The organism is Bacillus sp. LH1 (genome assembly GCF_057924895.1).
Map to the genome: position 1 here is coordinate 4,855,881 of NZ_CM175007.1, position 25,341 is coordinate 4,881,221.

The window sequence follows — 25,341 nt, forward strand, 5'->3', positions numbered from 1 at the left end:
TTTACAACTAACTATCTGTTTTCTTTTTATCAGGTACAGCAACACTTCCACTTCCATAATACGTAGGCACTTCCCCTTGAACGATACGCGTCGCAATCGGAACATTTTGTTTCACCGTTATCTCTTTCGTATGAAATGGAATAATTACTTGCAATGTTACTTCCATTTCCATAACAATTTGAATCGCTGTAGTATTAATCCCATGCGGCTCAATTTTTTGTTTAATATCTGTATTCACATGCCCAATTGGCGTGAAATGAATCGGAATATCTGGTCCTATATTACCAAGAAGCGCATTATCAGTTACACGCCCAAAAGGAACTGCCATAGTCGCCCCGTTTTTTTCAGAAATACCTAGCTCCTTCAACTTCCCTTGTTCTACTTGCTGCAAATATTTTTCTATGTACGTGGTCGTTGACGTTACGATTTCATTTACTTGCTTTGTATTTAAATTAATTGTAGATACTTTTCCGTTTTTATCATTCTGTACTTTCATTAATGAATCTACATCGAATCCTTCATTAATTCGATCCTTTACTGCCTTCGTCATAATTGCCGTCGCCATTTTATGCGTCTCTACTTCCCCATATTTAATTAAGGTCGGCTGAATATTATTATTCACAATCCACAACCCTTGCGTAAGTAATATAATAAAAAGAATAAACGACATAAGCAGTATATACCGAAAGGCAATAGGTCCCCTTCGAAACCGCGAGTTTTTCGAGCGAAATATACTCATAAAAAAACCTCCTTCTTATATCATTTCTATGCAAGAAGGAGGGACGATATATGCTTATCTCATTTTTAATAATGCTTCTTTTCCAATCGTTCCTGCTGGAATGCCTAATGCTTCAGCTCCAGTCGTTACCGATTCTAGCGGCGCTTCAAGAAGTTGTTCAATCGTTCTTACACCAACCGCACGGCCAGCAATAATTCCTCGATCACCTAACTTCTCATTTAAAAGACCTACATCTAATGCACCACACATAATATATCCTTTATCGCTCATTACAGCTAGCAAATTTGTCTTTGGAAGTTTCACGCTAACCGCAATAAACGTATAATTATCAATTATAATTGGCTCCACATTAACCATAGTTCACACTCCTCTCTTTCTTATCTGTATGACAAGAGAAAAATGAGTGTTACAAGTTAACTAGCCTATAGTTTAACAGAAGAAGTATAAGTTATTAATATATCTGTTAACACATCTCTAAGTAGTTCTGGCATATAATATTGTTTGTCAGAAAGTGTGGATTGCTCTGGGTATAAGTAGCCAAATGTAAACATATCAATTGTTCCTACTGTATATATACGATCTAATTCCAGCGATTCCCCGTTAATTAATACATCTTCGAGTAAAATTTTATTCCCAGGAATCGTATCTGGAATTACTTCTACACCCGCGTAAATCATTTTCCCCATCACTTTCCCACGAAATCCGAATCCTTTCACCTCAAGATTCTCCATATTCGGCTTACGTGCTTTCAAAATAACTTCTCTTAATATCTTTCCTGGAACTTTCAAAGCACACGGATTAATTGGATGTGGACAAATTCTGTGAATATCTCCGCGCGTTACGACACCCTCTTCTAACCCTTCAAGAAGTACACCAGCATTCACCATGCCAATTTCTGCACCGCACCATGTTTTCAGCGCACTTGCTAACATATAAGAAAACGGCGTCTCATGAAACCAATCAACCTGTAATGACTCTTTTAAATGAACGACAGGCTCTGCCATTATATGCTTACTTTCTTCCTGCAGTATTTCAATTGTGGATAACGGCTCGCTATAAGCACCTAACCGTTCCGTCTTAATCGCTCTACCGTCCTTTTTCAACAGCTTCTTCGTCTCTTTATCCACAGTAAGCTGCACGTGCCCAACGTAACGTCCCCACTTTTCACAGCAACAAAGTAAAGTATTATTCATTAGAACACCACGCTCAAATAAATGATGCGTATGTGCCCCTAAAATAACATCTATATCATAATGCTCTGCCATATACTCATCCATACTTTTTCCAAGGTGAGAAAGGACAACTGTTATATGAGCTTCATCTCTCACTTCTTCTAAAATAGACTCTAAATGGATAAGCGGATCTTCAATATGCCAATCGAGCATTTGATAAAACTCTGGATACGCAACAGTTAACCCGATAAAAGCAATCGTAATCCCATCTGTCGTTGTATGTAATTTATAAGGCTTTGCCCATGATGGACGTACACCTTCTTTTTCAAATAAATTTGCGACAAGTACTTCAAATCCAGCATCATCATAGAGCCGATTTAAATGCTCTTTCGCTAACGTAATGCCTTCATTATTTCCGATCGTTATATAATCATATAACGCCTCATTTAAAAGCTTCGTATTCCCAATCCCATTTGTCGCTTCCGAAATACTATGAAAACGATCCACATGATCGCCGATATCAATCGTCAAAACCGTCTCTCCCGCTTCCTGTCTTCGCTTTTTCTCCCCTAGAACAAACCGAGAAATTTGCGGCCAATTTTCAAAATGACTATGTATATCGTTTGTATGATAAAGGTGGATGATTGTTTCTTTATTTGTATTCAGAGAAAAAACCTCCTCTCAGTTCCTTACTGCCATTTACGCTATGCGCACACAATAATCCTGTAAATACTTTTCGTCTTTTCTTGCTATTTTACATTGTACTCGCATTGTGAGAAAAAGCAAAAGATTGTCCTTTTTATATGAGAAACTTTTGCTAATGCAGGAAAAAATTCCAGATAGTGGAGGGAGGGGGGGATTTGTCAAAAAGTTTAATAGAGAATTCAGTGGGTGGTTGTTCAAGTGGATTTGTCAGTATCTTTGTCTTAAACCTAGTCGTTCTCTGTTCTTATAAAATATTTGGGGTATGTGAGGATTTTCTTTTGTCTTATCTTGTCGACAAATCGATATTCCTTGTCGAAACGTTGATATATTGAAATAATCGTTGATATATTCCCGTTTATGATCGATATATTTGAAAAATCGTTGATATATTTAGCTGAACACCCACCCGGGTATCCTCTCCCACGGCCAAGACAAATCCGCAAAACAAAAAAGCGCCCTGCACAGCAGGACGCTTTCTTCATACATATATTATCCAGTTCCAGCGACTAGAATGTTCGGTGACTTCACTTCTTCCTATGAGGCAAAAAGCGCCTCTACGTCAGAAGCTCCATCCTCCTCACATTCTGAACGAGCCGCTTCCACTTTAAATATGTCCAGCTTCGCCTCCTAGACCCTCATGTCTAAGAACCTTCCGCACGAGAAGATAAAAAGCATCTTCTGTGCGAAAGAACTTTAGCCAACGGGTCTGAACAGTCGGCTCCGCATTTCTATTTAACCGATAGAACCTTCCATCTCAAACTTGATTAGGCGGTTCATTTCAACTGCGTATTCCATTGGAAGTTCGCGAGTGAATGGCTCGATGAAGCCCATTACGATCATTTCTGTAGCTTCTTGCTCAGAAATACCGCGGCTCATTAGGTAGAATAATTGTTCTTCTGATACTTTCGATACTTTCGCTTCGTGCTCAAGTGAAACGTAATCGTTTTTGATTTCGTTGTAAGGAATTGTATCAGATGTAGATTGGTTATCCATGATTAACGTGTCACACTCGATGTTAGAGCGAGAGTTTTTCGCTTTTGGTCCGAAGTGTACGATACCACGGTAAGTTACTTTACCACCATGCTTCGCAATCGATTTAGAAACGATTGTTGAAGACGTGTTTGGTGCTAAGTGAATCATTTTCGCACCAGCATCTTGGTGTTGGCCTTTACCAGCAATCGCGATAGATAATGTTAAACCACGAGCGCCTTCGCCTTTTAAGATAACTGCTGGGTATTTCATCGTTAATTTAGATCCGATGTTACCGTCAATCCATTCCATCGTTGCGTTTTCTTCACAAACCGCACGTTTTGTAACTAGGTTGTATACGTTGTTCGCCCAGTTTTGGATTGTTGTATAACGGCAATATGCATCTTTCTTAATGATGATTTCTACTACCGCACTGTGAAGTGAGTTAGTCGTGTAAACAGGTGCTGTACAACCTTCTACGTAGTGTACGTGTGCGCCTTCGTCTACGATGATAAGCGTACGCTCGAATTGTCCCATATTTTCAGAGTTAATACGGAAATACGCTTGAAGTGGTGTATCAACTTTAACACCTTTTGGAACGTAGATGAATGATCCACCAGACCAAACTGCAGAGTTTAATGCAGAGAATTTGTTGTCTGTTGGTGGGATTACTTTTCCGAAATGCTCACGGAAAATATCTTCGTTCTCTTTTAATGCGCTATCTGTATCTTTGAAGACGATTCCTAGAGCTTCTAGGTCTTCTTTCATGTTGTGGTATACAACTTCAGATTCGTACTGTGCAGATACACCAGCTAAATATTTTTGCTCAGCTTCTGGAATACCTAATTTATCAAATGTTGCTTTAATTTCATCAGGTACTTCATCCCAAGACTTCTCAGATTTCTCAGATGGTTTTACGTAGTACGTAATTTCATCGAAATCTAAGTCGTTTAAGTCGCCGCCCCATTGTGGCATTGGCATTTCGTAGAACTTATCCAGTGATTTTAAACGGAAGTCTAACATCCACTGTGGTTCTTCTTTCATACGTGAAATTTCTTCAACGATCTCTTTTGTTAAACCGCGTCCAGCACGGAAAATCGAAACGTCTTTGTCTTTGAAACCATATTTATAATCGCCGATATCTGGCAGTTGCTTCGCCATGTTGGTGTGTCCCTCCTTAGATAACCTCGTTTTTAGGAACCTTTAACATTACTTATCTTCGTTTAAGCCCTTTTCTAACGCTTTCCACGCTAATGTTGCACATTTAATACGTGCAGGGAACTTGCATACGCCTTGTAATGCTTCAATATCTCCTAAATCGATGCTGTCATCGTACTCTTTTCCTAGCATCATGTCAGAGAAAATTTTCGAAAGCTGAAGTGCTTCTTCAATTTTCTTACCTTTTACTGCTTGTGTCATCATTGAAGCTGAAGACATTGAGATTGAACATCCTTCACCTTCAAACTTCGCCTCTTGCACAATACCTTCTTCTACTTTCATCGTAAGTTGAATACGATCGCCGCAAGTTGGATTGTTCAAGTTAACGGTAACACTATCTTCTAACACGCCATGGTTACGAGGATTTTTGTAATGATCCATAATAACTTGACGATATAACGTATCTAAATTATTAAATGACATTTGTGAAATACTCCTTTGTCTTGATTAGCGATTCAACAAATGTATCAATTTCTTCTTTTGTATTATATAAATAGAAGCTCGCACGTGCTGTTGAAGAAGCTTTTAGCCACTTCATAAGCGGTTGTGCACAGTGATGTCCTGCGCGAACTGCAATGCCTTCTACATCTAATACAGTCGCTACATCGTGAGGATGTACGTCTTCAATATTAAATGTAACAAGACCAGCGCGATGCTTTGGACCATAAATTGTAACGCCATCTACTTCTGATAGTCTTTCTAAAGCGTATTGCGCTAATTCATGCTCATGCTTTTCAATATTATCAAGACCGATTTCTTCTAGGAAATCAATTGCTGCACCAAGTCCGATTGCATTACCGATAATCGGTGTACCTGCTTCAAACTTCCACGGAAGCTCTTTCCACGTAGATTCTTGTAAATCTACGAAATCAATCATTTCACCGCCAAATTCAATTGGCTCCATATTGTTCAGCAATTCTTTTTTACCATATAATACGCCGATACCTGTAGGTCCGCACATCTTATGAGCAGATAATGCGTAGAAATCACAGTTTAAATCTTGTACATCCACTTTCATGTGAGGTGTACTTTGTGCACCATCAACGACCATAATTGCGCCATTTTCGTGTGCGATTGCTCCGATTTCTTTTACAGGGTTAATCGTTCCAAGTACGTTTGATACTTGCATAATAGAAACGATTTTTGTATTCGGTGTAACTGTTTGACGAACATCTTCTAAAGAAATTGTACCGTCTGGTTGAAGCGGAAGATATTTTAAAGTTGCACCAGTTTTCTTCGCAACTTGTTGCCACGGAATGATATTACTATGGTGCTCCATGTAAGAAATAACGATTTCATCGCCCTCTTTTACATTTTCAAGACCATAGCTAGCTGCTACTGTATTTAATGCAGTTGTCGTTCCGCGTGTGAAAATAATCTCTTCCATTGATTTCGCGTTAATAAACTTGCGAACTTTCTCACGTGCACCTTCATACGCGTCGGTAGCTTTCGTACCGAGCGTATGAACACCGCGATGCACGTTAGAATTATATTCTTTATAGTAACGTTCTAACGTTTCAATGACTTGAATTGGTTTTTGAGAAGTTGCTGCACTATCGAAATAAACAAGTTGTTTGCCGTTCACTTTTTGATCAAGAATTGGAAACTGTTTGCGTATTTCATGAATATTCATTAGCGAACTTTCCTTTCAATTACCTCAACAAGCTGTGCCTTTACTCCTTCAATTGGAAGCTCATTAACTACAGGTGCTAAGAATCCATGGATGACTAAACGTTCTGCTTCGCGTTTTGGAATACCACGGCTCATCAAGTAGTATAGTTGGACTGGATCTACGCGACCTACTGAAGCTGCGTGACCTGCCATTACATCATCTTCGTCGATTAAAAGAATTGGGTTTGCATCACCGCGTGCTTTTTCATCTAACATAAGAACGCGAGAAGATTGTTGTGCATTTGATTTAGATGCACCGTGTTCAATCTTACCAATTCCGTTAAAGATAGATGTTGCACTATCTTTTTGTACACCGTGTTTTAAAATCCAACCTTCAGAGTGTTTACCGAAGTGAACAACTTTAGTTGTAAAGTTTTGTGTTTGGTTACCACGGCCAATTGTTACTGTTTTCGTATCAGCATATGAACCGTCGCCCATTAAGTTGGTAACATTCTCTGAAATTGTGTTTCCGTCATTCATAAGGCCTAGAGCCCAATCAATACGGCCGTCGCGTCCTACAACGCCGCGGCGGTTAACGTAAGTTGTTACGTCTTTTGCTAATAGATCAACCGCACCGAATTTCACTTGTGCGCCTTGTTCCACGATTACTTCTGCTACGATATTTGCAATACCTTTAGCATTTTCATTTGCAACGTAGTTTTCTACATAAGTTGCAGTACTGTTCGCATCAGCTACGAATAATACGTGGTTATATACGTTAGCTTCTTCGCCGTCTACTAAGAATACAGCTTGAAGTGGAGTTTCAAGAACAACGTTTTTCGGAACATATACGAATGCACCGCCGTTGATTAATGCAGCATGAAGTGCAGTTAGACGATGCTCGTCTACTTTCACGCCGTCTTTCATTAAGTACTTTTGTACTAGTTCAGCGTGCTCAGTTGCTGCTGTTACGATGTCTGTAAAAATAACACCTTTTTCTTTTGCTTCGTCTGCTAAAGAAACGAATGCAGTTGTACCAGTACGTTGCACTAATACGCTGTTATTTTCATCGATTAAGTTTTTCACTGCCTCTGGAAGTTCAGTTAAAGAACTTACAGGCTCTTGCTTAGCAGCGTCGCCTTTTCCGATAAAGTCCCATTTGTCAATTTTCGTTTTATCAGGCGTTGGCATTGGAAGTTCAGTTGCTTGTGCAAGAGCTTGTAAGCGGAACTCAGTCAACCAAGCTGCTTCGTTTACTTCGCTTGCGCGTTGACGGATTGTTTCTTGATCGAAAGGTAATGTACCGATTGTCATGTTTATGCTCCTCTCTTACGCTTCTTGCTCTGTTGTTTCGTCTTCAATACCTAATTCTTTTTTAATCCAGTCGTAACCTTCAGCTTCTAGACGTTGTGCAAGCTCAGGGCCACCAGATTTAACGATACGACCGTTCATCATAACGTGAACGAAGTCTGGAGTGATGTAGTTTAATAAACGTTGGTAATGCGTAATCATTAGGCAACCGAACTCTTCGCCGCGCATTTCGTTAATACCTTTAGATACAACTTTTAATGCATCGATATCAAGACCTGAGTCGATTTCATCTAAGATTGCGATTTTTGGCTCAATCATCATTAATTGAAGAATTTCGTTACGTTTTTTCTCTCCACCAGAGAAACCTTCGTTTAAGTAACGTTGTGCCATTTCTGGATCCATTTCTAGGAATTCCATGTTTTTATCTAATGTACGGATAAATTTCATAAGAGAAATTTCATCGCCTTCTTCACGACGTGCGTTAATTGCAGAACGTAAGAAGTCAGCGTTTGTTACTCCGCTAATTTCACTTGGATATTGCATTGCTAGGAATAGACCCGCTTGTGCGCGCTCGTCTACTTCCATTTCTAATACATCTTCACCGTCGATGATGATGCTACCTTCTGTTACTTCATACTTTGGGTGACCCATAATTGCAGAAGATAAAGTTGATTTACCTGTTCCGTTAGGTCCCATAATTGCGTGGATTTCTCCACCTTTTACTTCAAGGTTTACACCCTTTAAAATTTCTTTGCCATCAATTGATACGTGTAAGTCTTTAACCGTTAATGTAGAACCAGCCATCTCAATACCTCCATTAATCCTATATATACATTTTAAAAATTCCTAAAACGTTCATATTCTCATTTTATTCTCATTCTAATTTTATATCAAATAAAATGATATCGCAAACGACGAAAAAAAGTAACCGTTTTTTCACAAATGTATATAAGTATTTCCTTCACATCTTTCTATGATACACCTTTCTTCTTATTTATATAAAGAAAAAAGGACTGGTAATTTTCCAGCCCTTTCCTTATATTTATTCACTTACCGGAAGTACAGCACCTTTATATTCTTTATTAATAAAATCTTGAATTTCTTTTGAATGTAGCACTTCTACTAGCTCTTTAATTTCTTTTTTCTTCTCATCACCTTTACGAACTGCAATGATGTTTGCATACGGAGAGTCTGATCCTTCAATCGCAATTGCATCCTTTGTTGGATTTAATTTTGCATCAATTGCATAGTTTGAATTAATAAATAAAGCATCTCCCTCATTATTTTCATACAATTTCGGTGAAAGTCCAGGTTCAACATCTGTTTTAAATTTTAAGTTTTTCGGGTTTTCTACAACATCTTTTACTGTTGCTTTAACAACATCTACTCCGTCTTTTAATTTAATAACGCCACCTTTTTGTAACAATGCTAACATACGGCCTCGCTCCGCTACGTTATTACTCATAATCACTGTTCCGCCATCTGGTAAGTCTTTTAAGCTTTTATATTTCTTAGAATAAATGCCCATAGGTTCTAAATGGATTTTTCCTGCGTTTACAATTTTATATCCCTTTTCTTGAATTTCTTTATCTAAGTAAGGAATGTGCTGGAAGTAGTTCGCATCAATTTCTTTATCCGCTAAAGCCTTATTCGGCAACACATAATCTTGGAATTTTTTAATTTCTAATTTAATACCCTTTTTCTCTAATATCGGCTGTGCCTTTTCTAAAATAACAGCGTGTGGCACGTTAGAAGCTCCCACAACAAGCTTATTCTCCTCTTTTCCTCCGCAAGCAGCTAATGTAAATACAGACAACGCTGTAACAACTGACAGTAGAACCTTTTTCATATGATTTCCCCTTCTCCCCAATGGTTATGTAGTTATAAAAAGAGCCGGCATACACCAGCCCTTTTCAGCAATTATTCTTTTACAGGAACAACTGCCCCTTTATATTCTTTATTAATGAAGTTTTCAATTTCTTTAGAATGCAATACTTCTACAAGAGCTTTAATCTCTTTCTTATCTTTATCACCTTTACGAACAGCTACTATGTTTGCGTATGGTGAATCATTTCCTTCAATTGCAATTGCATCTTTTTCCGGATTTAACTTTGCATCAATTGCATAGTTAGAGTTAATTAAAACAGCGTCGCCTTCTTTATTGTTATACACTTGTGGCAATAAACCAGGCTCGATATCCGTTTTGAATTTTAGATTTTTCGGATTATCTGCAATATCTTTTGGAGTTGCTTTAACTGGATCTATTCCGTCTTTAATTTTTAAAATACCTTCTTTTTGTAAAATTGCTAAACCACGTCCATGGTCAGCAACTGAATTACTCATAATAATTGTCGCTCCGTCCGGAAGCTCTTTTAAGCTCTTATACTTTTGAGAGTACACACCAATTGGTTCTAAATGAATTTTTCCTGCTACTTCAAAGTCATATTTTTTATCTTTAATTTCTTTTTCTAAATACGGAATGTGCTGGAAGTAGTTTGCATCTAAATCCTTATCCGCCAACGATTTATTTGGTAATACGTAGTCTTGGAATTTTTTAATTTCTAACTCAATTCCTTTTTTCTCAAGTAACGGTTTTGCCTTTTCTAAAATAACAGCGTGCGGTACGTTAGAAGCACCCACAACAAGTTTCTTTTCATCTTTATCTTTCCCGCCACAAGCAGCTAATCCAAAAATTGAAGTTGAAATAAGTGCCGTAAGTAACAATTTTTTCATTTGAAACATCCTCCCGTTTTTCATTATCGTTTATCTATTCGAGTCGTTAAACTATCACCAATCCACTGAATTAAAAATACAACTAGTAATACACAAATTGTCGCAACGATTGTTACATCGTTATTCCCTCTTTGGAATCCTTCTAAGTAAGCAAGTGTTCCAAGGCCACCAGCACCAACAACTCCTGCCATTGCTGTATAGCCTACTAAAGCAATTGTCGTAACCGTAATACCAGATACTAATGCTGGTAACGATTCTGGAATTAACACTTTCAAAATAATTGTGCTTGTTTTTGCTCCCATTGCTTTTGAAGCTTCAATTACACCTTTATCAATTTCGCGAAGTGCGATTTCAACCATTCTCGCGTAGAATGGTGCTGCTCCAATAATTAAAGCCGGCAAAGCTGCACTTGCTCCAAGAATTGTTCCAAGAATAATCTTTGTGAATGGGATTAATAAAATAATTAAAATGATGAATGGTATAGAACGGAATATATTTACGAATGCTCCAATCACCGTATTAATTGATTTGTTTTCCCATAAATTATCTTTTGCTGTCATGAAGAGTAACAATCCTAAAATGAGTCCTAAAACAAATGTCGCAAGAGCTGCGATTGCCGTCATATATAACGTTTCACCAGTTGCTTCTAACATTTGATTCCAATCAACATTTGCAAGTAACTTATCCATGTGCAATCACCTCCAGCTCTACTTGATCTTGATGAATTCCTTCTATTGCTTGCTGGATCGCTGTTTCCTCACCATTTAAATGAACGACTAAACTACCGTAAGAACCGTTATTCGTTTGTGCGATATTTCCTTGCAAAATGCTAACTTCTATGTCACTGCGTTGCATCAATCGTTGAAGCACTGGTCTTTCTACAGCCTCACCGATAAACTGCAAACGAATTACTTTTCCATCTGGATATTTTTCAATTAAACTTTCAATCGTTTCATTTGTATCTTCAGAATCCGTTAACTGCTTTACAAATCGTTTCGTAATATCTTGCTTCGGATTACGGAATACATCAAGTACTGGGCCTGTTTCTACAATCTTTCCTTTCTCCATTACCGCAACACGATTACAAATCTTTCGAATTACGTGCATCTCATGTGTAATGAGTACAATTGTTAAACCAAGGCGCTTATTAATGTCTAATAGTAAATCCAAAATTTGATCTGTCGTTTCCGGATCAAGAGCTGACGTTGCTTCGTCACATAAAAGCACTTGTGGATTATTAGCTAATGCTCTTGCAATCCCGACGCGTTGCTTTTGTCCCCCGCTCAGCTGAGATGGGTACGCGTCTCCTCTTCCTTCTAATCCAACAAGATGAATTAATTCATCAACACGTTTTCTTCTCTTCGCTTTATCAACACCTGCAATTTCAAGTGGAAACTCTATATTTTCACGTACTGTTCGTGACCAAAGTAAGTTGAAGTGCTGAAAAATCATTCCAATTTCTTGTCTTGCCTTACGAAGTTCGCTTCCTGTAATTGCTGAAATGACACGATTTGCAATTGTAATTTGGCCAGAAGTTGGTTTCTCCAACTGATTGAACAATCTAATTAAAGAACTTTTTCCAGCGCCACTATATCCGATAACACCAAATATTTCACCTTTATCTATTTTTAAATTGGCGTTATCTACAGCAGTGACATCACCGCTTTTCGCCTTATATATTTTCCTTACATTCTCTAATAGAATCATGATGTTCACCCCTTTTTTGTTTAGGTCGACTCCGCAATTTTTTATTTTTAATGCGTGTAGTCCACTATTATCATTACTTTTATTATTTGAATGTCCTCCACATTCAAACAATAAAAAAACCTTTCTGCTTTAGAGAAGCAGAAAGGTTTTTATGCGTATATAACAACATTATCCCTCTCTCTCATCTCTCAAAGCATTTGCTTTGCAGGAATTGGCACCATTTCAACATAAGTTGACGGTTGCCGGGCTTCACAGGGCACAGTCCCTCCACCTCTCTTGATAAGAGAAATCAGATTCAATTTTCGTCTGATTTGAAATTTATGAAATTGTCTATATTTTATGACTTGAATTGTATCAATATACACTCACCATGTCAACAGAAATTTTCGCAAAAAATGAAACTTCAGAATTTTAAGCACCTACTGACATCGGTTTACATATATGAAACATCGATTCCACTAATAACATCGTTCGGTACGTTCCCGAATATTGTACACGTCCATCATTCATTAGCATTTGCAATCGTACATTTCCATTCACCAATTGTTCTATATCCTTTTCATCTAAGCAAATGATTTGTTCCGTTCCTCTTTCCTCATGTACCAACTCTATATAATCTCTTGAAATTTGTAACGAACAACTTTCATCTCCAAAGCGAAAATTAACAGTTTTTTCTTCTTGTCTTAAAAGCGGTTCTAAATGATATTGACCATTAGCGTAATTTACAAATGATTGAAGCAAAGAATATAATCTCACCCTAAATCACATCCTTCATATCACTTTCTATTACATACCATTCCCTCTCACTAAAGAGCAATCCTGTTATTTTCGCTCGACAAATACTGTATCCATCCTGCATCTCGACATATTTCCCAAGAAATATGTCGAGGCGGCAAAATTTTTGCCGCCTACTTTAATTCCGTATATAAATATTCAACCGAATGAAATGCGTATATCTTCTTCATCAGTGTCCCATTTTCAAAAACAAGTAAACAAGGTACACTTTCAATCCCATACTCTTTTGCTAAATGCGGAGCATAATTTAAATCTAACATCCCAATTTTCAAATCTTCAATTGTCATCTCAACCACTGTTAACATCTTTTTTGCTAATTGGCATGTTCCACACATTGGAGTATATACATATAATACTGTTTTTTCTTCGTTCTCTATTAGGGCTGTAGCTTCGGCTCCTGTCCAATCAATCACTTCTATCATTCCTTACCGTAAATATTCTGTATAAACGTCAATGTCGGCTCCCCATAATACATTTGCTAAGTGTGTAGATGGCGCAGTTGCCACTTCTCGGTACGAGCGATCAATATAGATATGCTCGGCTTGCGGGAATTCTTTTCGAAATTGTTTCCTTAACTTTTCTCCAGCATCATCAGCATCCACTAGCACATACACTTCCTTATCAAAAAACTGATCAACGAGCTCATCCATTTTCGACAAACCAATTGTACCATTTGTACAAACAATTTCCACCGGTTCACGAATAATAGATTCAATCTTTCTTCTATCTGATGTACCTTCTACAATAATGACTTTTTCTACATAAATCATATGTCATCACCCGATCACCATATACTATACAACCTTGAACTTAGTATATAGTATATTCGTTATTTTCATGTTGTTTCCTGTTTATTTTTGCAAAAGAAAAGCGCAAGCGGCTCGTTTAGATTGTGAGGGGGATGGAGCTTCTGACGTAAAGGCGCTTTTGGCCTTGTAGGAAGAAGCGAAGCCACCGAACAATCTAGCCGCTGGAGCTGGATCATAAAGAAAAGCGGAACCGACTGTTTAGCCCTGTTGGCTAAGGTTCTTTCGCACAGAAGACGCTTTTTGTCTTCTCGTGCGGAAGGTTCTTAGACATGAAGGGCTAGGAGGTGGAGCTGGACAATGAAAAGCGCAAGCGGCTCGTTTAGATTGTGAAGACTTATGAAACCTTACCAAAAAACAGTTTTTCTCATAATAGCTTATTTATTTACATATAACTTGAATTTCATTATTTCACAAAAAATAAAAAAGGACAGCACAAAGGCTGTCCTTTAGTCGACTATAATTAGTCTTGGTTTGTCATTTCTGCATATTTTTCTGCAGTTAATAACTTCTCAACTTGGCTTGCATCAGAAAGTTCAACTTTAACCATCCATGCACCCTCGTATGGAGATTCGTTAACAAGTTCTGGTTGGTCACTTAATTCTTCGTTTACTGCTACAACTTTACCGCTTACAGGTGCGTATAACTCAGAAACTGTTTTAACAGATTCTACGCTTCCGAATGGCTCGTTAGCTTCGATTGTTGCACCTACTTCAGGAAGTTCAACGAATACGATATCGCCTAGCTCACCTTGTGCAAAGTGAGTGATACCGATAACAACTTCATTACCTTCAGTTTTTACCCATTCGTGTTCTTCAGAGTAACGTAAATTATTTGGAATGCTCATGACTGTACCTCCAGTGAATGTATTAATTATGTAAAAATACCTTATTGGTACTTTTTCCACACACTTTCAAACTGCTCTTCATTAAAACCAAGTGTTACATTCGTTCCATCTGTTACAATTGGACGTTTAATCAACATGCCATCAGATGCTAAAAGCTCATACATTTCGTCTTCGCTTGCATCTTTCAACTTATCTTTTAGACCAAGTTCACGGTAACGCATTCCACTTGTATTAAAGAATTTTTTTAATGGTAATTCACTTTTTTCATGTAAATTACGTAAATCTTCTTTTGATGGTGGATTTTCAACAATATGAATCATCTCATATGCTACATCGTTTGCCTCAAACCATTTCTTTGCCTTTTGACATGTGCCACACTTTGGATATGAATAAAATGTTACTGTCATAAATTCACCTACTTTTTTACTAACCTTTACCTTTATCATATAGAAAACGTTTTATTATTTCAAACCATTATTCGCTAAACTTTTACTTATTTCGTGATAATTTTTAATAATCCTGCGAATTTTTCTTATTTTTCCGCCATTTGTTAAGAAAAAAATAAATATATAAATTTTTCAGATTCTGCACCAAACATATATCTTAAACAAGCGTTTGATTAATTCTCCATTTTCTTTCTTAACCTTTGAACTACAGGAGTTTCTTTCTACCGAACATACAGCTTAAACAAACGTTTGATTAATTCTCTATTTTTCTTTGTTAACCCTTGAGTTACATCGGTTTCTTCCTACCGAACATACAGCTTAAACAAACGTTTGATTAAAAAAATAAGAAGCCTCTTTTGCAGGCTCCTTCATTATCTATTTAAATAATCTGCAATTGTTTGAAATACGACGATATACATATTATGAATACTTTCTTCTGTATTTCCACCATTCGATAAACCAACTGCCCATTGTTGTCCTTCACCACTTCCGATATTCGCAAACCCTTGCGTATACATAGCATTTACATCTTTTCGGGCACTGTTATACTCTATCCCTTTTGTAATAAAAATCGAATATGATTTATCTTGTAAACCGATAAAAAACACTGGTTTCTTTAGTGATGAAAATACATTTTTATATTGCTCTGTTGAGGCTTCTTGAAAGTGATCTTTCATTATTAGAAAACCATCTACTTCCTTAGATTTCTTTTCCAGTTCCTCTAACTTCATTTCCTCAAACTTTATATTCCTAAACGTATCTTTCGGTTTTTCTCCAACAACTCCAATTACGAGTGCTCTTCCGTTATATTCTAATTTCTCTCCTTCTTTATCCTTTGCACACCCAGCACCGACTAGGCATATCAATATAAAAAATAAGAAATACGATAAACGCTTCATTTAGCACCCTCCCCTTCTTTTTAGTCAAGTGACAAAAACGTAAGGTTAATTCAAGAAAATGTAAGTAAAATCGATAGCCCAATTCACGTTTCTATATTATAATCAATTGAATTTACTTACATTACTAAACATAGGAGATCAACATGAAGAAATTTAAACTTTCATCTTTTCTTCCGTTAAGTTATATACTTCTACTCGTGCTCGTAAGTCCCCTTTACGACGTATTAAATAAATCGACTGTTCACGCAGTAGACGTTACAACTGTAGTGGATGATTGGATTCCATTTGTAAAAGCATTTATTATTCCTTATTTACTTTGGTTTCCATACTTATACGGCGCACTTATTTATTACTGCTTTGCTGACCGAAAGCAATATTATGTTACTTTAAGTAGTGTTATTTTTGGAAAGCTTGCTTGTTTTTCTATTTATTATTTTTGGCAAACAACTGTACCACGTCCGACTGTCGTTGGAACAGATGTATTTTCTGAACTAGTTCGCTATATTTATAGTATCGACCAGCCAGTAAACTGTTTCCCTAGCATTCACGTTCTTACTACATTTGTAATTATGTTAGCTGCCTTTAAGCGTAGAGAACAGCATGTTTTTGAATATTACATCCTTACTTTCTTCGGTACACTTATTATTTTATCAACGCTATTTACGAAGCAGCATGCCTTTGTAGATGCCGTTTCTGGAATGACGCTTGCAAGCATACTTTACTTCGGCGTTCAGCTCTTATTGGCCAAAGAACCAATAAGAGTTCCAGTAAAACAAAATCATAGAATGTAGCATGACAAAAAAGCAGACTGTGGCTTCAGTCTGCTTTTATCTATTATTAAGGAGATTTTCAATTTAAGATTGCGGTACAGTCATATCACCAGAATGAATACGACCTGCTTTTTTAAGAGCAATGTAAAGTATATAAGAAACAGCTACTGGAATGACGATATAAGTAATTACCATCGCCGGGAGAACTTCCCATCCTTGGCTGGAAATTAAATTAATTGGTGCTATAAGAGAACTTAATCCAAGACCTGCAATTTCCTTTCCTGCTTCCAGTTGGAAAATTAATGCTGATACTGGACCGACTATAGCACTGGCGACGACAGTTGGGACGAGAATCATTGGATTTTTAGTGATATTTGGTAACTGTACTTTCGGAGTACAAAGTGCTTGAGCTAATATGCCACCTAAATTGTTTTCTTTTGCTGAGATGACAGAGAATCCGATAAACTGAGCAACGCATCCAGCAAGAGCTGCACCACCTGCAACACCGTCTAAGCTAAGTGCAATTGCTAACGCAGCTGATGAAGCTGGAGAGATAAGTAATAGTCCCCAAACTACTGCAATGACGATAGAAGCGATGAATGGGCTACCAGCTGAGCTATCTTTAATAAACGCTCCAACTGCATTTAAAACAGGAGTAATATTATGAGATAACCAAATGCCTACTAAACCAGAACCTAATATGGCCGCAAATGGAACGAGCATCATATCTAACGCAGTTTTTCCGCTTAAACGTTTACCAATATATACAGCTAAAGTTGCTGTTAATAATGCACCGATTGGCTCACCTGTTTTAATAATTAGACCAGCTTCAGTAATCGAAATGGATCCGGCACCAATCGCTCCGGCTACCATCGCCGAGAAGATTACAAGACCGTTTGCACCGAGCATAAAAGCAATTCCAGCACCAATTGCCGGTGCCATTAGTGATTTTGCAACAACTCCGATTGTAATAAGTAATGGTATATCAACAATTCTTCCTATATTTTCGATCAGTAAACCAATTCCGAGGGATACGAAAATACCTTGTGCGATTCCAGCAGATGCTTTAAATACACGAGACATTATATATTCCTTCATTTGTTTCACCTTCTCCTATAAGTTAGTAACCAATTGTTTTCATATAATCACGTAAAATATCGTTTGATTTTGCGAATCGAGATTCTTCATCCTCTGTTAAATTGAGTTCTACAACTTCTCTTATACCGTCTCTAGTAATAATAGCTGGTACTCCTGTACAAATATCATATTCACCGTACTCACCATCTAAAATGGCTGATACAGCAATGACACGGTGATCATCATTAAAGATTGAACTCGCAATATATGCTAGAGAATTTCCAATCCCGTAATAAGTAGTTCCTTTACGTTTATAAATTTCCCAGCCAGCTTTTGCAGTCTTCTCAACAATTTCATCTAAATCTATTTCACCAAATCGCTCTTTTTGTTCTTCTAAAATTTGCAGAATTGGCTTTCCACCAACAGTTACATGAGACCAAGCAACCATTTGAGAATCACCATGTTCTCCTAATGAATACCCATGAATACTACGAGGATCTACATGTAGCATTTCAGATAAAATTGTTCTTAAGCGAGAAGAATCTAGTGATGTACCAGTACCGATTACGCGATTTCTAGGTAATCCAGATAATTTCCACACTTGATATGTAATAATATCAACTGGGTTCGATGCAAGTAAGAAAATACCATCAAATCCACTTGCCATTACACCACCAACAACACTTTCCATAATCTTCGCACTCGCTCCTAAAGTATCTAAGCGACTTTGCCCTGGTTTTGGTGCTGGCCCTGCTGTAATAATGACAATGTCCATATCTTTGCAGTCTTCATAGCTTCCTGCATATACTTTTGTTCTTGTATTTGTAAAGTTAATGCAATGTGATAAATCCATTGCTTCCCCAACTGCACGTTCATGATTTATATCAATTAATAATAGCTCTTCGCAAATCCCTTGATTTACAATGGAATACGCACAACTTGATCCAACTAATCCAGTACCGATAATTGCAATTTTTCTTGTATGTCTTTTCATAGCAATCTCTCCTAATTGATCATATAATCTATTTCTTTTGTTCTTTACATTCTTAATTATAGAGGTTCCCACGATAGAAACCATGGATACTTTGTGAAATGTTGAACAAAGTTTTTGTCCTTTTTGTGAATTGTCATATTCCATTTTCGTCATATTTGTTACAACTGGAAAAATATTTATTATGTATTTATTGACATATACAAAAAGAAAACGAGCGAATAAATTCGCTCGTTTTCTTTTTCCTGTTATTCCGCACTTAATTGGCTTTTTAATTGCTGTACAATCATCGGATTAGCAGGTGCTGCCGGTTTGTAATAACTCTTTTGCTTTGCGTACTCATACATATTACGTTGGCGCGCCTCGTCTTGATTACGAATTTGAATTAACGTTTGATGTAACTGTTCATTATCAGACTGAGCAATATAATTTGCATAGCTTGTTAAACTTGCATTTAATCCTGCTAAATAATCATTTACCATATCTTTTTCATTCATTTTCCGCTTCCTCCTATCCTAGGAAAGTCATTAATTGCTGTTTCGTATTTCGTGCATCTTGCGCATCTTTTTGTAGCATTTGTTTCAGTTGTGGATCTGTACACGTCTGTGCATACTGCTCCAACTTGTTAATAATTGTTGCGTGTCCACCAATTAAATGACGTAAATTTTCTACTTCAAGCTCTGTTAAGTTTTGCATATAACATACCCGCCTTTCTTTGTTCATTCATCATTAGTATTTGGTTCTTTTTGGATTGTATTCATCAACTTTTCCTACATATAAACAAAATAAAAGATGAATAGCTAGGCCATTCATCTTTTATGCTAAATATTCATTCAATTTTATAAAGAAACAATCATACTTATACTCACAAGTAGGTTCCATACAATATGTAAAATGATGCTAGGTAAAATAGATTGTGTTTTCTTATATAACATAGCAAATACAATCCCCATAATCATTGCCGTAACTGGAAAACCACCATGAAGAATCCCAAAGATAAAGGAAGAAATAATGATACCAACTAGAAAACTATATTTCTTTTCAAAAAATCGATACAAAATACCTCTATATAAAATTTCTTCTTTAATTGGTGTAATTATAGCAACACTTAACACATATATAATACTTTGTAGACTATTTTGAAGTCCTAAGCTCCCTAATTGATCTCGTTGCTGCTCTGCACTTTCAAAGCTAAACAACTCTAACATTACATACTGAGTTAATGCAATGATGATAAAACCTATTAATAAATACAAGTAGGTTTTCCCATTTTTTAAAATAGATACATCCCATATGTTCTTAATAAAATGAAGCACTGGTTTATACGCAAATAAAACAATAGTAACAACAGCTGCATCAAATAGAAGTAAATAATATCCCTCTAAATTAGCACGTAATACCTCTTCTCCAAAAATTCCAAGGGCTAAAGCAAGGAATAATCCCCCTAAGAGTGAGAACCCTAGAATGCTTGCAATCGTTACAACTAGATTTTTATATGTTATGTTATCTACTTCTCTTTCTGCATTATACGCTTCTAATACTGTTTTTCTCATACTATTCCTCCATTTGTTTTCATTACCTTAACAAAAAAACCTTTAATACAAATATATAGATAATATAACAAATTTTTCAAAAAGAATAATATGCAATTTTACATATCATGAAAGCTTTGTATTATATAGTTTTTGGAATTAGATTACTATATAATAATTATTAGATGAAATTCCAAAAATTTCTTATCTATCCACCATAACCCTCGCATCATATAAATTTTATTAGTTAAAGGAGCAATGAACATGAAAACACATGACTTCCTTACAGAAATCCAGAAGGGCTCTGAGCCTAGTCCATATCAAGATCCTACCGTATTCAGTTTCGTTTGCTTTTTCTTAGCCATATACACATTTTTCAAACCTGTAAAATAATATCATGTAATGAGAAAAAGCCTACCGCTCTTTTCGAATTATATGCACTAAAAAACCTTAGAATCACTTCTAAGGTTTTTGTTTGCCTCGCTTCTTATTCACGTAACCCTTTAATAAACGTTTCCAACAATACATGTAAACTTATATCTAAATCTAACGGCAAACCAAATCCGCCCTGTTGTTCAATCGAAGCAAATCCATGACAAATACTTCTGAATCCGCGTGTCGCATGAAGTGCATTCTCTCCTTCTAAGCCGTACTGTTGTAAAACCTGAAGACAAAGCTTTACAATTCCGTCACCTGCTTTTCTTACTTCTTCATCTCGTAAAAAAGTTGCTTCATATAGTCCAGGATGTTTTCGGACAAATGCTACATATGCTTCTCCTAATGCATGAATTGCTTCATCCATACGTTTATCCTCGGCTGCTTCTTCCAGTTTGTTATGCAGATGTTTTATTCCGTAAATACCAAGATGTTTCCGTACATCTTGTAACCCTTTTACATGATTATATAGTGAGGGCGAACGTATCCCTAATCTTTGCGCTAATGAAGCTAACGTTACTTCTTGTATTCCATTTGTATCTGCAATTTCTGCAGCTGTTTCTACAATTTTCTGTAATGTAAGTCCGATTCTCGGTGACATAAATTAACCCTCTTTCTTACTTTCTATATTCCGCTTCGCTTCCTTAATAGCAAGCTCTATGACAGCCCCTGGATCCTTTATCATTTTTCCGTGCCCTGCTGCAAGCAAGGAAGGCTCATATTCGCTTAGCTTCTGTGCACTTTGTAATGATATTTCTTTGCTCCACGTTGCCATCGCCGGAAACGGAAACCAAAATTTTATTTGTCCCGAAACGGCCATACCTCCTCTTGTTTGAAATGCATCCCCAACAATAAGAGCTTTATTTCTTACATCAAGAAACGACATGGAGCCCGGCGTATGTCCCGGTGTCATAATCGCAAGAAGCGATCCAACTCGGTCTCCATCTCCCAATAAAACATCAGGTACCGTTTTTAATTTTTTAGGTACACCGCCTTTTATCGGTATATTCGGTTCATCCTTTTGTAACGTCGTATCTCCTTCTAACAGCTTTCCGTCCCGCTTAGAAATATAGACTGGAACATGAGGAAGTACTTCCTTTAATGCGTCTAATGCACCAATGTGATCATCATGCGCATGTGTTAATACAATTTTAGTAATTGGTTTTCCTATTTTCTCAGCCGCCTGTAAAATACCTTTTGCGCTATATGGCAAAGCCGCATCAATTAAAGTTAAACCATCTTCTTCCTCTACAAAGTAACAATTTACAGGAAACGCTCTTGGCAAAAATGACAATTGATATAACGTTTTTTCATGTATCATCCTCATAGTCCCATCTCCCTTTTCACGAAAACTAATACCATTAGTTTTATTATACTAATGGTATTAGTTTTATGTCACTAAAAATTTCTTTTTTTCAAAAAAAAGAACAGTAGCCGTATAAACGACTACTGTTCTTTAAAGATATTAAACTGTGTAACGCTCATCTTCTAAAATTTTCGCAGCGATTTCACGTTTCTTCGGAATTACGTTAAGTGGTGTGTGGCGAGTTAATTTACGTAATGATGATAACATCATGCGCAGCATGTCGCCGTTTTCAACTGCGATAAGTGTTTCTTTCGCATCTGCTTCGATTTCGTTAAATGCTTCTTGGCAGAATACTTCAGTGTATAACACTTTTTGTTTATTCTTTTCAAGACCAGTTGTTTTGATTGCTTTTTCTGTACGAAGAACAGCTGATTCCATTGCGTATAGATTGCTTACGATGTCAGCGATATTTACAAGAATTTCTTGCTCTTTATCTAATGCTTTACCGTATTTTTGAGCCGCTAATCCAGCTACCATTAAGCCGATTTTCTTCGCATTAGTTACTAAATACTTTTGAAGTGCTAATGGCTCATCGCCTACTTCTTCTGGCATCATCATCATTAACTCTTCTTGTAATTTTTGTGCTTTTTGAAGAAGTGGTAATTCACCTTTCATCGCTTTACGTAAGAACGTACCTGGTACGATTAGGCGGTTAATTTCGTTCGTTCCTTCGAAAATACGGTTAATACGAGAATCACGGTACATTCTTTCAATCTCGTACTCTGCCATAAATCCGTAACCACCGTGAATTTGAACACCTTCATCTACTGTATAGTCTAATACTTCAGAACCGAATACTTTGTTTAAAGAGCACTCGATTGCATATTCAGCGATAGAAGCTGCTACTGCTTTACCATCTTTTACTTCTTCTTCAGATAATGTGCTCATGCGGCTTTCGAATAAACCTACTGTACGATATACAGAGCTTTCAGCTGCATATGTTTTTGCTGCCATATTCGCAAGTTTCTCTTGAATTAATGGGAAGCGAGCGATTGGTTGTTTGAACTGTTGACGTTGGTTTGCATATTGTGCTGAAATTTCTACTGCACGTTTCGCAGATCCAACTGTACCAACACCTAATTTATAACGACCGATATTTAAAATGTTGAATGCGATAATATGACCTTTACCGATTTCACCAAGTAAGTTTTCTTTCGGTACTAACGCATCTTCTAAAATTAACGTACGAGTTGAAGAACATTTAATACCCATTTTCTTTTCTTCTGGGCTTGTAGATACGCCAGCGTAGTCTTTCTCTACGATAAATGCTGAGAAGTGCTCTCCATCGATTTTTGCATATACAATAAATACGTCAGCGAATGCAGAGTTTGTAATCCACTGTTTTTCACCGTTTAATACGTAATGTGTACCTTCTGCATTTAAACGTGCAGTTGTTTTTGCACCTAATGCGTCAGATCCTGAACCTGGCTCTGTTAATGCGTATGCAGCTAATTTTTCACCAGTTGCAAGTAATGGTAAATACTTTTTCTTTTGCTCTTCGTTACCGAATAATACGATTGGTAAAGATCCGATACCTACGTGAGCACCGTGAGTAATTGCAAAGCCACCAGCGCGAGAGAATTTCTCTGCGATTAACGCTGAGCTTACTTTATCAAGACCAATTCCGCCGTACTCTTCTGGTACGTCAGCGCCTAATAAACCAAGTTCCCCAGCTTCTTTTAAAAGACGAACTGAACGATCAAACTCATGTTGCTCTAAATATTCAAGCTCTGGAAGAACTTCATTTACAATAAAGTCCTCTGTCGTTTTTGCAATCATTTTATGCTCAGATGAAAAATCTTCTGGCGTAAACACTTGATCAATCGTAATCTCATCTACTAAAAAGCTACCGCCTTTAACCGCATTTCCTACTGTTTTTTCCATGAAAATTTCCTCCTTCATATTTTCATGAGCCGCCTCTCTCTTTTTGAAAGAAGCTGGCTCTCCCTTTTTTTATAAACCTTTGTTGCTTCCATTCTTTGCTTTAGCGTCGTCTCGTTCTGAGCGAGCCGCTTCCACTTTTTATAGTAATTCAAATACTCCCGCTGCTCCCATTCCGCCGCCGATACACATTGTTACGATACCGAATTGTTCGTTGCGGCGTTTCATTTCGTGAATAAGAGATAGTGTTAGTTTTGCTCCTGTACAGCCAAGTGGATGTCCAAGTGCGATTGCACCACCGTTTACGTTTACTTTTTCTTCATCTAAACCAAGTTCACGAATAACTTGAATTGATTGAGAAGCGAATGCTTCATTTAGTTCAAATAAGCCAATATCAGATAGCTCTAAGCCAGCTAGTTTTAGCGCTTTTGGAATTGCAGCGATTGGGCCGATTCCCATTACTTCTGGTGGTACGCCAGCTACTGCAAATGAACGGAATTTCGCAAGTGGCTTCATGCCATCGCTCACTGCTTTTTCGCGATCCATTAATAGTACAGATGCTGCACCGTCACTCATTTGTGAAGAGTTACCAGCTGTTACAGAACCGCGAACGTTAAATGCTGGACGTAATTTCCCTAAAATGTCTAGCGTCGTCTCTGCTCTTACACCTTCGTCTTGTGCGAAAGTGATTGTTTCTTCTTGCAGTTTATTGTTTGATCCAACCGAGCGTAACGTCACATCTACAGGTACTGTTTCATCAGCAAAGTTTCCTGCAGCTAATGCTTTTGCAGCACGTTGATGACTTCTTACTGCAAATGCATCTTGCTCTTCACGAGAAATTCCATATTTCACAGCAACTTGCTCTGCTGTATGTCCCATACCCATATAATATTCTGGAGCGGCTTCTACAAGGCGACTATTCGGACGAACAACGTGTCCCATCATTGGAACTAAACTCATTGATTCTGCTCCGCCTGATAATACAGCTTCAGAGTGACCAAGCATAATACGCTCTGCTCCGTAAGCGATACTTTGTAAACCTGAAGAACAGTAACGGTTAATCGTAATAGCTGGAACATCGTAAGAAAGTCCTGCTAATCCGCCGATATTACGAGCCATATTTAAACCTTGCTCTGCTTCTGGCATCGCACAACCGAAAATTAAATCATCGATTGGTCCTTCATAATTCGCACGCTTTAACGTTTCCTTTACTACTAACGCCCCTAGATCGTCAGGACGAACTGTTTTTAATGAACCCCTCTTTGCCTTTCCAATTGGTGTTCTTGCTCCCGCAACAATGACAGCTTCTCTCATGAACGATATCTCCCCTC

General features: G+C 37.3%; 28 protein-coding genes and 1 riboswitch. Of the genes, 1 reads left to right on the plus strand and 27 read right to left on the minus strand.

Annotated features, from left to right (window positions below):
• Window positions 1-7: 7 nt before the first annotated feature.
• The 18 genes from yunB to ACX9TM_RS25315 form a co-directional block, all read right to left on the minus strand.
• Window positions 8-739: a sporulation protein YunB gene (gene yunB, locus ACX9TM_RS25230; protein ID WP_000021800.1), complete on the minus strand. Its 732-nt coding sequence runs from the start codon at window positions 737-739 to the stop codon at window positions 8-10.
• Window positions 740-793: 54 nt separating this feature from the next.
• Entirely contained in the window at window positions 794-1,096 is a 303-nt protein-coding gene (locus ACX9TM_RS25235; RefSeq protein WP_000248466.1) for a YunC family protein, read from the minus strand.
• Between the two features lie 65 nt (window positions 1,097-1,161).
• Window positions 1,162-2,577 (minus strand): bifunctional metallophosphatase/5'-nucleotidase, encoded by a 1,416-nt coding sequence (locus ACX9TM_RS25240; RefSeq protein ID WP_306427316.1) that lies wholly within the window; start codon window positions 2,575-2,577, stop codon window positions 1,162-1,164.
• A 771-nt stretch (window positions 2,578-3,348) separates the two neighbouring features.
• Window positions 3,349-4,746 (minus strand): Fe-S cluster assembly protein SufB, encoded by a 1,398-nt coding sequence (sufB, locus tag ACX9TM_RS25245; protein WP_001118827.1) that lies wholly within the window; start codon window positions 4,744-4,746, stop codon window positions 3,349-3,351.
• Between the two features lie 48 nt (window positions 4,747-4,794).
• Complete coding sequence (gene sufU, locus ACX9TM_RS25250; protein WP_000009523.1) at window positions 4,795-5,226, minus strand: Fe-S cluster assembly sulfur transfer protein SufU; 432 nt, start codon at window positions 5,224-5,226, stop codon at window positions 4,795-4,797.
• Window positions 5,216-6,436, minus strand: coding sequence for a cysteine desulfurase SufS (sufS, locus tag ACX9TM_RS25255; RefSeq protein WP_001020767.1), 1,221 nt, complete (start codon window positions 6,434-6,436; stop codon window positions 5,216-5,218). The genes sufU and sufS overlap by 11 nt, the downstream gene beginning before the upstream one ends.
• Complete coding sequence (gene sufD, locus ACX9TM_RS25260; RefSeq protein WP_000152167.1) at window positions 6,436-7,728, minus strand: Fe-S cluster assembly protein SufD; 1,293 nt, start codon at window positions 7,726-7,728, stop codon at window positions 6,436-6,438. The genes sufS and sufD overlap by 1 nt, the downstream gene beginning before the upstream one ends.
• Before the next feature lie 15 nt (window positions 7,729-7,743).
• Window positions 7,744-8,529 (minus strand): Fe-S cluster assembly ATPase SufC, encoded by a 786-nt coding sequence (gene sufC, locus ACX9TM_RS25265; protein WP_000929160.1) that lies wholly within the window; start codon window positions 8,527-8,529, stop codon window positions 7,744-7,746.
• Between the two features lie 238 nt (window positions 8,530-8,767).
• A complete protein-coding gene (gene metQ / locus ACX9TM_RS25270) occupies window positions 8,768-9,574 on the minus strand; it encodes a methionine ABC transporter substrate-binding lipoprotein MetQ (RefSeq protein ID WP_000757013.1) in 807 nt (268 codons plus the stop codon).
• 71 nt (window positions 9,575-9,645) lie between these two features.
• Window positions 9,646-10,458, minus strand: a complete 813-nt coding sequence (gene metQ, locus ACX9TM_RS25275; RefSeq protein ID WP_065381815.1) for a methionine ABC transporter substrate-binding lipoprotein MetQ — start codon at window positions 10,456-10,458, stop codon at window positions 9,646-9,648.
• 23 nt (window positions 10,459-10,481) lie between these two features.
• Window positions 10,482-11,147: a methionine ABC transporter permease gene (locus ACX9TM_RS25280; protein WP_065381816.1), complete on the minus strand. Its 666-nt coding sequence runs from the start codon at window positions 11,145-11,147 to the stop codon at window positions 10,482-10,484.
• The gene (locus tag ACX9TM_RS25285) at window positions 11,140-12,165 is read right to left on the minus strand and encodes a methionine ABC transporter ATP-binding protein (RefSeq protein ID WP_000601789.1); all 1,026 of its coding nucleotides are present in this window, start codon (window positions 12,163-12,165) and stop codon (window positions 11,140-11,142) included. Before ACX9TM_RS25285 ends, ACX9TM_RS25280 begins: the two co-directional genes overlap by 8 nt.
• 178 nt (window positions 12,166-12,343) lie before the next feature.
• Window positions 12,344-12,451: riboswitch (SAM riboswitch) on the minus strand.
• A 125-nt stretch (window positions 12,452-12,576) separates the two neighbouring features.
• A complete protein-coding gene (locus ACX9TM_RS25290; protein ID WP_001242139.1) occupies window positions 12,577-12,921 on the minus strand; it encodes a hypothetical protein in 345 nt (114 codons plus the stop codon).
• A gap of 152 nt (window positions 12,922-13,073) precedes the next feature.
• On the minus strand, window positions 13,074-13,382 hold the full coding sequence (locus tag ACX9TM_RS25295) for a thioredoxin family protein (protein WP_002008881.1): 309 nt from the start codon (window positions 13,380-13,382) through the stop codon (window positions 13,074-13,076).
• Between the two features lie 3 nt (window positions 13,383-13,385).
• Window positions 13,386-13,730: a toprim domain-containing protein gene (locus tag ACX9TM_RS25300; RefSeq protein ID WP_000640870.1), complete on the minus strand. Its 345-nt coding sequence runs from the start codon at window positions 13,728-13,730 to the stop codon at window positions 13,386-13,388.
• Window positions 13,731-14,229: 499 nt separating this feature from the next.
• Window positions 14,230-14,613 (minus strand): glycine cleavage system protein GcvH, encoded by a 384-nt coding sequence (gene gcvH, locus ACX9TM_RS25305; protein ID WP_000026897.1) that lies wholly within the window; start codon window positions 14,611-14,613, stop codon window positions 14,230-14,232.
• 41 nt (window positions 14,614-14,654) lie between these two features.
• Window positions 14,655-15,020 carry an arsenate reductase family protein gene (locus tag ACX9TM_RS25310; RefSeq protein WP_000218968.1) on the minus strand — a complete coding sequence of 122 codons (366 nt, stop codon included), beginning with the start codon at window positions 15,018-15,020 and terminating at the stop codon, window positions 14,655-14,657.
• A gap of 410 nt (window positions 15,021-15,430) precedes the next feature.
• On the minus strand, window positions 15,431-15,958 hold the full coding sequence (locus tag ACX9TM_RS25315; RefSeq protein WP_000826874.1) for a hypothetical protein: 528 nt from the start codon (window positions 15,956-15,958) through the stop codon (window positions 15,431-15,433).
• A gap of 143 nt (window positions 15,959-16,101) precedes the next feature.
• Here ACX9TM_RS25315 and ACX9TM_RS25320 point away from each other — a divergent pair, with 143 nt between their 5' ends.
• Window positions 16,102-16,749, plus strand: coding sequence for a phosphatase PAP2 family protein (locus ACX9TM_RS25320; protein ID WP_000713775.1), 648 nt, complete (start codon window positions 16,102-16,104; stop codon window positions 16,747-16,749).
• Between the two features lie 63 nt (window positions 16,750-16,812).
• On the opposite strand, the gene ACX9TM_RS25325 is transcribed toward ACX9TM_RS25320, so the two are convergent.
• The 9 genes from ACX9TM_RS25325 to ACX9TM_RS25365 all read right to left on the minus strand — a co-directional run bounded on the left by ACX9TM_RS25325 (window position 16,813) and on the right by ACX9TM_RS25365 (window position 25,324).
• Window positions 16,813-17,826: a PTS sugar transporter subunit IIC gene (locus tag ACX9TM_RS25325; protein WP_000666172.1), complete on the minus strand. Its 1,014-nt coding sequence runs from the start codon at window positions 17,824-17,826 to the stop codon at window positions 16,813-16,815.
• A 22-nt stretch (window positions 17,827-17,848) separates the two neighbouring features.
• The gene (locus tag ACX9TM_RS25330; RefSeq protein WP_000820649.1) at window positions 17,849-18,799 is read right to left on the minus strand and encodes an L-lactate dehydrogenase; all 951 of its coding nucleotides are present in this window, start codon (window positions 18,797-18,799) and stop codon (window positions 17,849-17,851) included.
• 245 nt (window positions 18,800-19,044) lie between these two features.
• On the minus strand, window positions 19,045-19,293 hold the full coding sequence (locus ACX9TM_RS25335; RefSeq protein ID WP_001002981.1) for a spore coat protein: 249 nt from the start codon (window positions 19,291-19,293) through the stop codon (window positions 19,045-19,047).
• A 13-nt stretch (window positions 19,294-19,306) separates the two neighbouring features.
• Entirely contained in the window at window positions 19,307-19,492 is a 186-nt protein-coding gene (locus ACX9TM_RS25340; protein WP_001180555.1) for a hypothetical protein, read from the minus strand.
• A gap of 143 nt (window positions 19,493-19,635) precedes the next feature.
• Window positions 19,636-20,349, minus strand: a complete 714-nt coding sequence (locus ACX9TM_RS25345; protein WP_065381817.1) for a CPBP family intramembrane glutamic endopeptidase — start codon at window positions 20,347-20,349, stop codon at window positions 19,636-19,638.
• 466 nt (window positions 20,350-20,815) lie between these two features.
• Complete coding sequence (locus ACX9TM_RS25350) at window positions 20,816-21,364, minus strand: TetR/AcrR family transcriptional regulator (RefSeq protein WP_000074933.1); 549 nt, start codon at window positions 21,362-21,364, stop codon at window positions 20,816-20,818.
• Window positions 21,365-21,367: 3 nt separating this feature from the next.
• Window positions 21,368-22,090 (minus strand): MBL fold metallo-hydrolase, encoded by a 723-nt coding sequence (locus ACX9TM_RS25355; protein ID WP_063220575.1) that lies wholly within the window; start codon window positions 22,088-22,090, stop codon window positions 21,368-21,370.
• Between the two features lie 138 nt (window positions 22,091-22,228).
• Entirely contained in the window at window positions 22,229-24,013 is a 1,785-nt protein-coding gene (locus ACX9TM_RS25360) for an acyl-CoA dehydrogenase FadE (RefSeq protein WP_000416282.1), read from the minus strand.
• A gap of 138 nt (window positions 24,014-24,151) precedes the next feature.
• Complete coding sequence (locus ACX9TM_RS25365) at window positions 24,152-25,324, minus strand: acetyl-CoA C-acetyltransferase (RefSeq protein WP_001206324.1); 1,173 nt, start codon at window positions 25,322-25,324, stop codon at window positions 24,152-24,154.
• Window positions 25,325-25,341: the final 17 nt, after the last annotated feature.

Bases quoted from the DNA above. Each gene is read 5' to 3' on its own strand.
- yunB (WP_000021800.1), bottom strand. From the start codon at position 739: ATGAGTATATTTCGCTCGAAAAACTCGCGGTTTCGAAGGGGACCTATT.
- ACX9TM_RS25235 (WP_000248466.1), bottom strand. From the start codon at position 1,096: ATGGTTAATGTGGAGCCAATTATAATTGATAATTATACGTTTATTGCG.
- sufB (WP_001118827.1), bottom strand. From the start codon at position 4,746: ATGGCGAAGCAACTGCCAGATATCGGCGATTATAAATATGGTTTCAAA.
- sufU (WP_000009523.1), bottom strand. From the start codon at position 5,226: ATGTCATTTAATAATTTAGATACGTTATATCGTCAAGTTATTATGGAT.
- sufS (WP_001020767.1), bottom strand. From the start codon at position 6,436: ATGAATATTCATGAAATACGCAAACAGTTTCCAATTCTTGATCAAAAA.
- sufD (WP_000152167.1), bottom strand. From the start codon at position 7,728: ATGACAATCGGTACATTACCTTTCGATCAAGAAACAATCCGTCAACGC.
- sufC (WP_000929160.1), bottom strand. From the start codon at position 8,529: ATGGCTGGTTCTACATTAACGGTTAAAGACTTACACGTATCAATTGAT.
- metQ (WP_000757013.1), bottom strand. From the start codon at position 9,574: ATGAAAAAGGTTCTACTGTCAGTTGTTACAGCGTTGTCTGTATTTACA.
- metQ (WP_065381815.1), bottom strand. From the start codon at position 10,458: ATGAAAAAATTGTTACTTACGGCACTTATTTCAACTTCAATTTTTGGA.
- ACX9TM_RS25280 (WP_065381816.1), bottom strand. From the start codon at position 11,147: ATGGATAAGTTACTTGCAAATGTTGATTGGAATCAAATGTTAGAAGCA.
- ACX9TM_RS25285 (WP_000601789.1), bottom strand. From the start codon at position 12,165: ATGATTCTATTAGAGAATGTAAGGAAAATATATAAGGCGAAAAGCGGT.
- ACX9TM_RS25295 (WP_002008881.1), bottom strand. From the start codon at position 13,382: ATGATAGAAGTGATTGATTGGACAGGAGCCGAAGCTACAGCCCTAATA.
- ACX9TM_RS25300 (WP_000640870.1), bottom strand. From the start codon at position 13,730: ATGATTTATGTAGAAAAAGTCATTATTGTAGAAGGTACATCAGATAGA.
- gcvH (WP_000026897.1), bottom strand. From the start codon at position 14,613: ATGAGCATTCCAAATAATTTACGTTACTCTGAAGAACACGAATGGGTA.
- ACX9TM_RS25310 (WP_000218968.1), bottom strand. From the start codon at position 15,020: ATGACAGTAACATTTTATTCATATCCAAAGTGTGGCACATGTCAAAAG.
- ACX9TM_RS25315 (WP_000826874.1), bottom strand. From the start codon at position 15,958: ATGAAGCGTTTATCGTATTTCTTATTTTTTATATTGATATGCCTAGTC.
- ACX9TM_RS25320 (WP_000713775.1), top strand. From the start codon at position 16,102: ATGAAGAAATTTAAACTTTCATCTTTTCTTCCGTTAAGTTATATACTT.
- ACX9TM_RS25325 (WP_000666172.1), bottom strand. From the start codon at position 17,826: ATGAAGGAATATATAATGTCTCGTGTATTTAAAGCATCTGCTGGAATC.
- ACX9TM_RS25330 (WP_000820649.1), bottom strand. From the start codon at position 18,799: ATGAAAAGACATACAAGAAAAATTGCAATTATCGGTACTGGATTAGTT.
- ACX9TM_RS25335 (WP_001002981.1), bottom strand. From the start codon at position 19,293: ATGAATGAAAAAGATATGGTAAATGATTATTTAGCAGGATTAAATGCA.
- ACX9TM_RS25340 (WP_001180555.1), bottom strand. From the start codon at position 19,492: ATGCAAAACTTAACAGAGCTTGAAGTAGAAAATTTACGTCATTTAATT.
- ACX9TM_RS25345 (WP_065381817.1), bottom strand. From the start codon at position 20,349: ATGAGAAAAACAGTATTAGAAGCGTATAATGCAGAAAGAGAAGTAGAT.
- ACX9TM_RS25350 (WP_000074933.1), bottom strand. From the start codon at position 21,364: ATGTCACCGAGAATCGGACTTACATTACAGAAAATTGTAGAAACAGCT.
- ACX9TM_RS25355 (WP_063220575.1), bottom strand. From the start codon at position 22,090: ATGAGGATGATACATGAAAAAACGTTATATCAATTGTCATTTTTGCCA.
- ACX9TM_RS25360 (WP_000416282.1), bottom strand. From the start codon at position 24,013: ATGGAAAAAACAGTAGGAAATGCGGTTAAAGGCGGTAGCTTTTTAGTA.
- ACX9TM_RS25365 (WP_001206324.1), bottom strand. From the start codon at position 25,324: ATGAGAGAAGCTGTCATTGTTGCGGGAGCAAGAACACCAATTGGAAAG.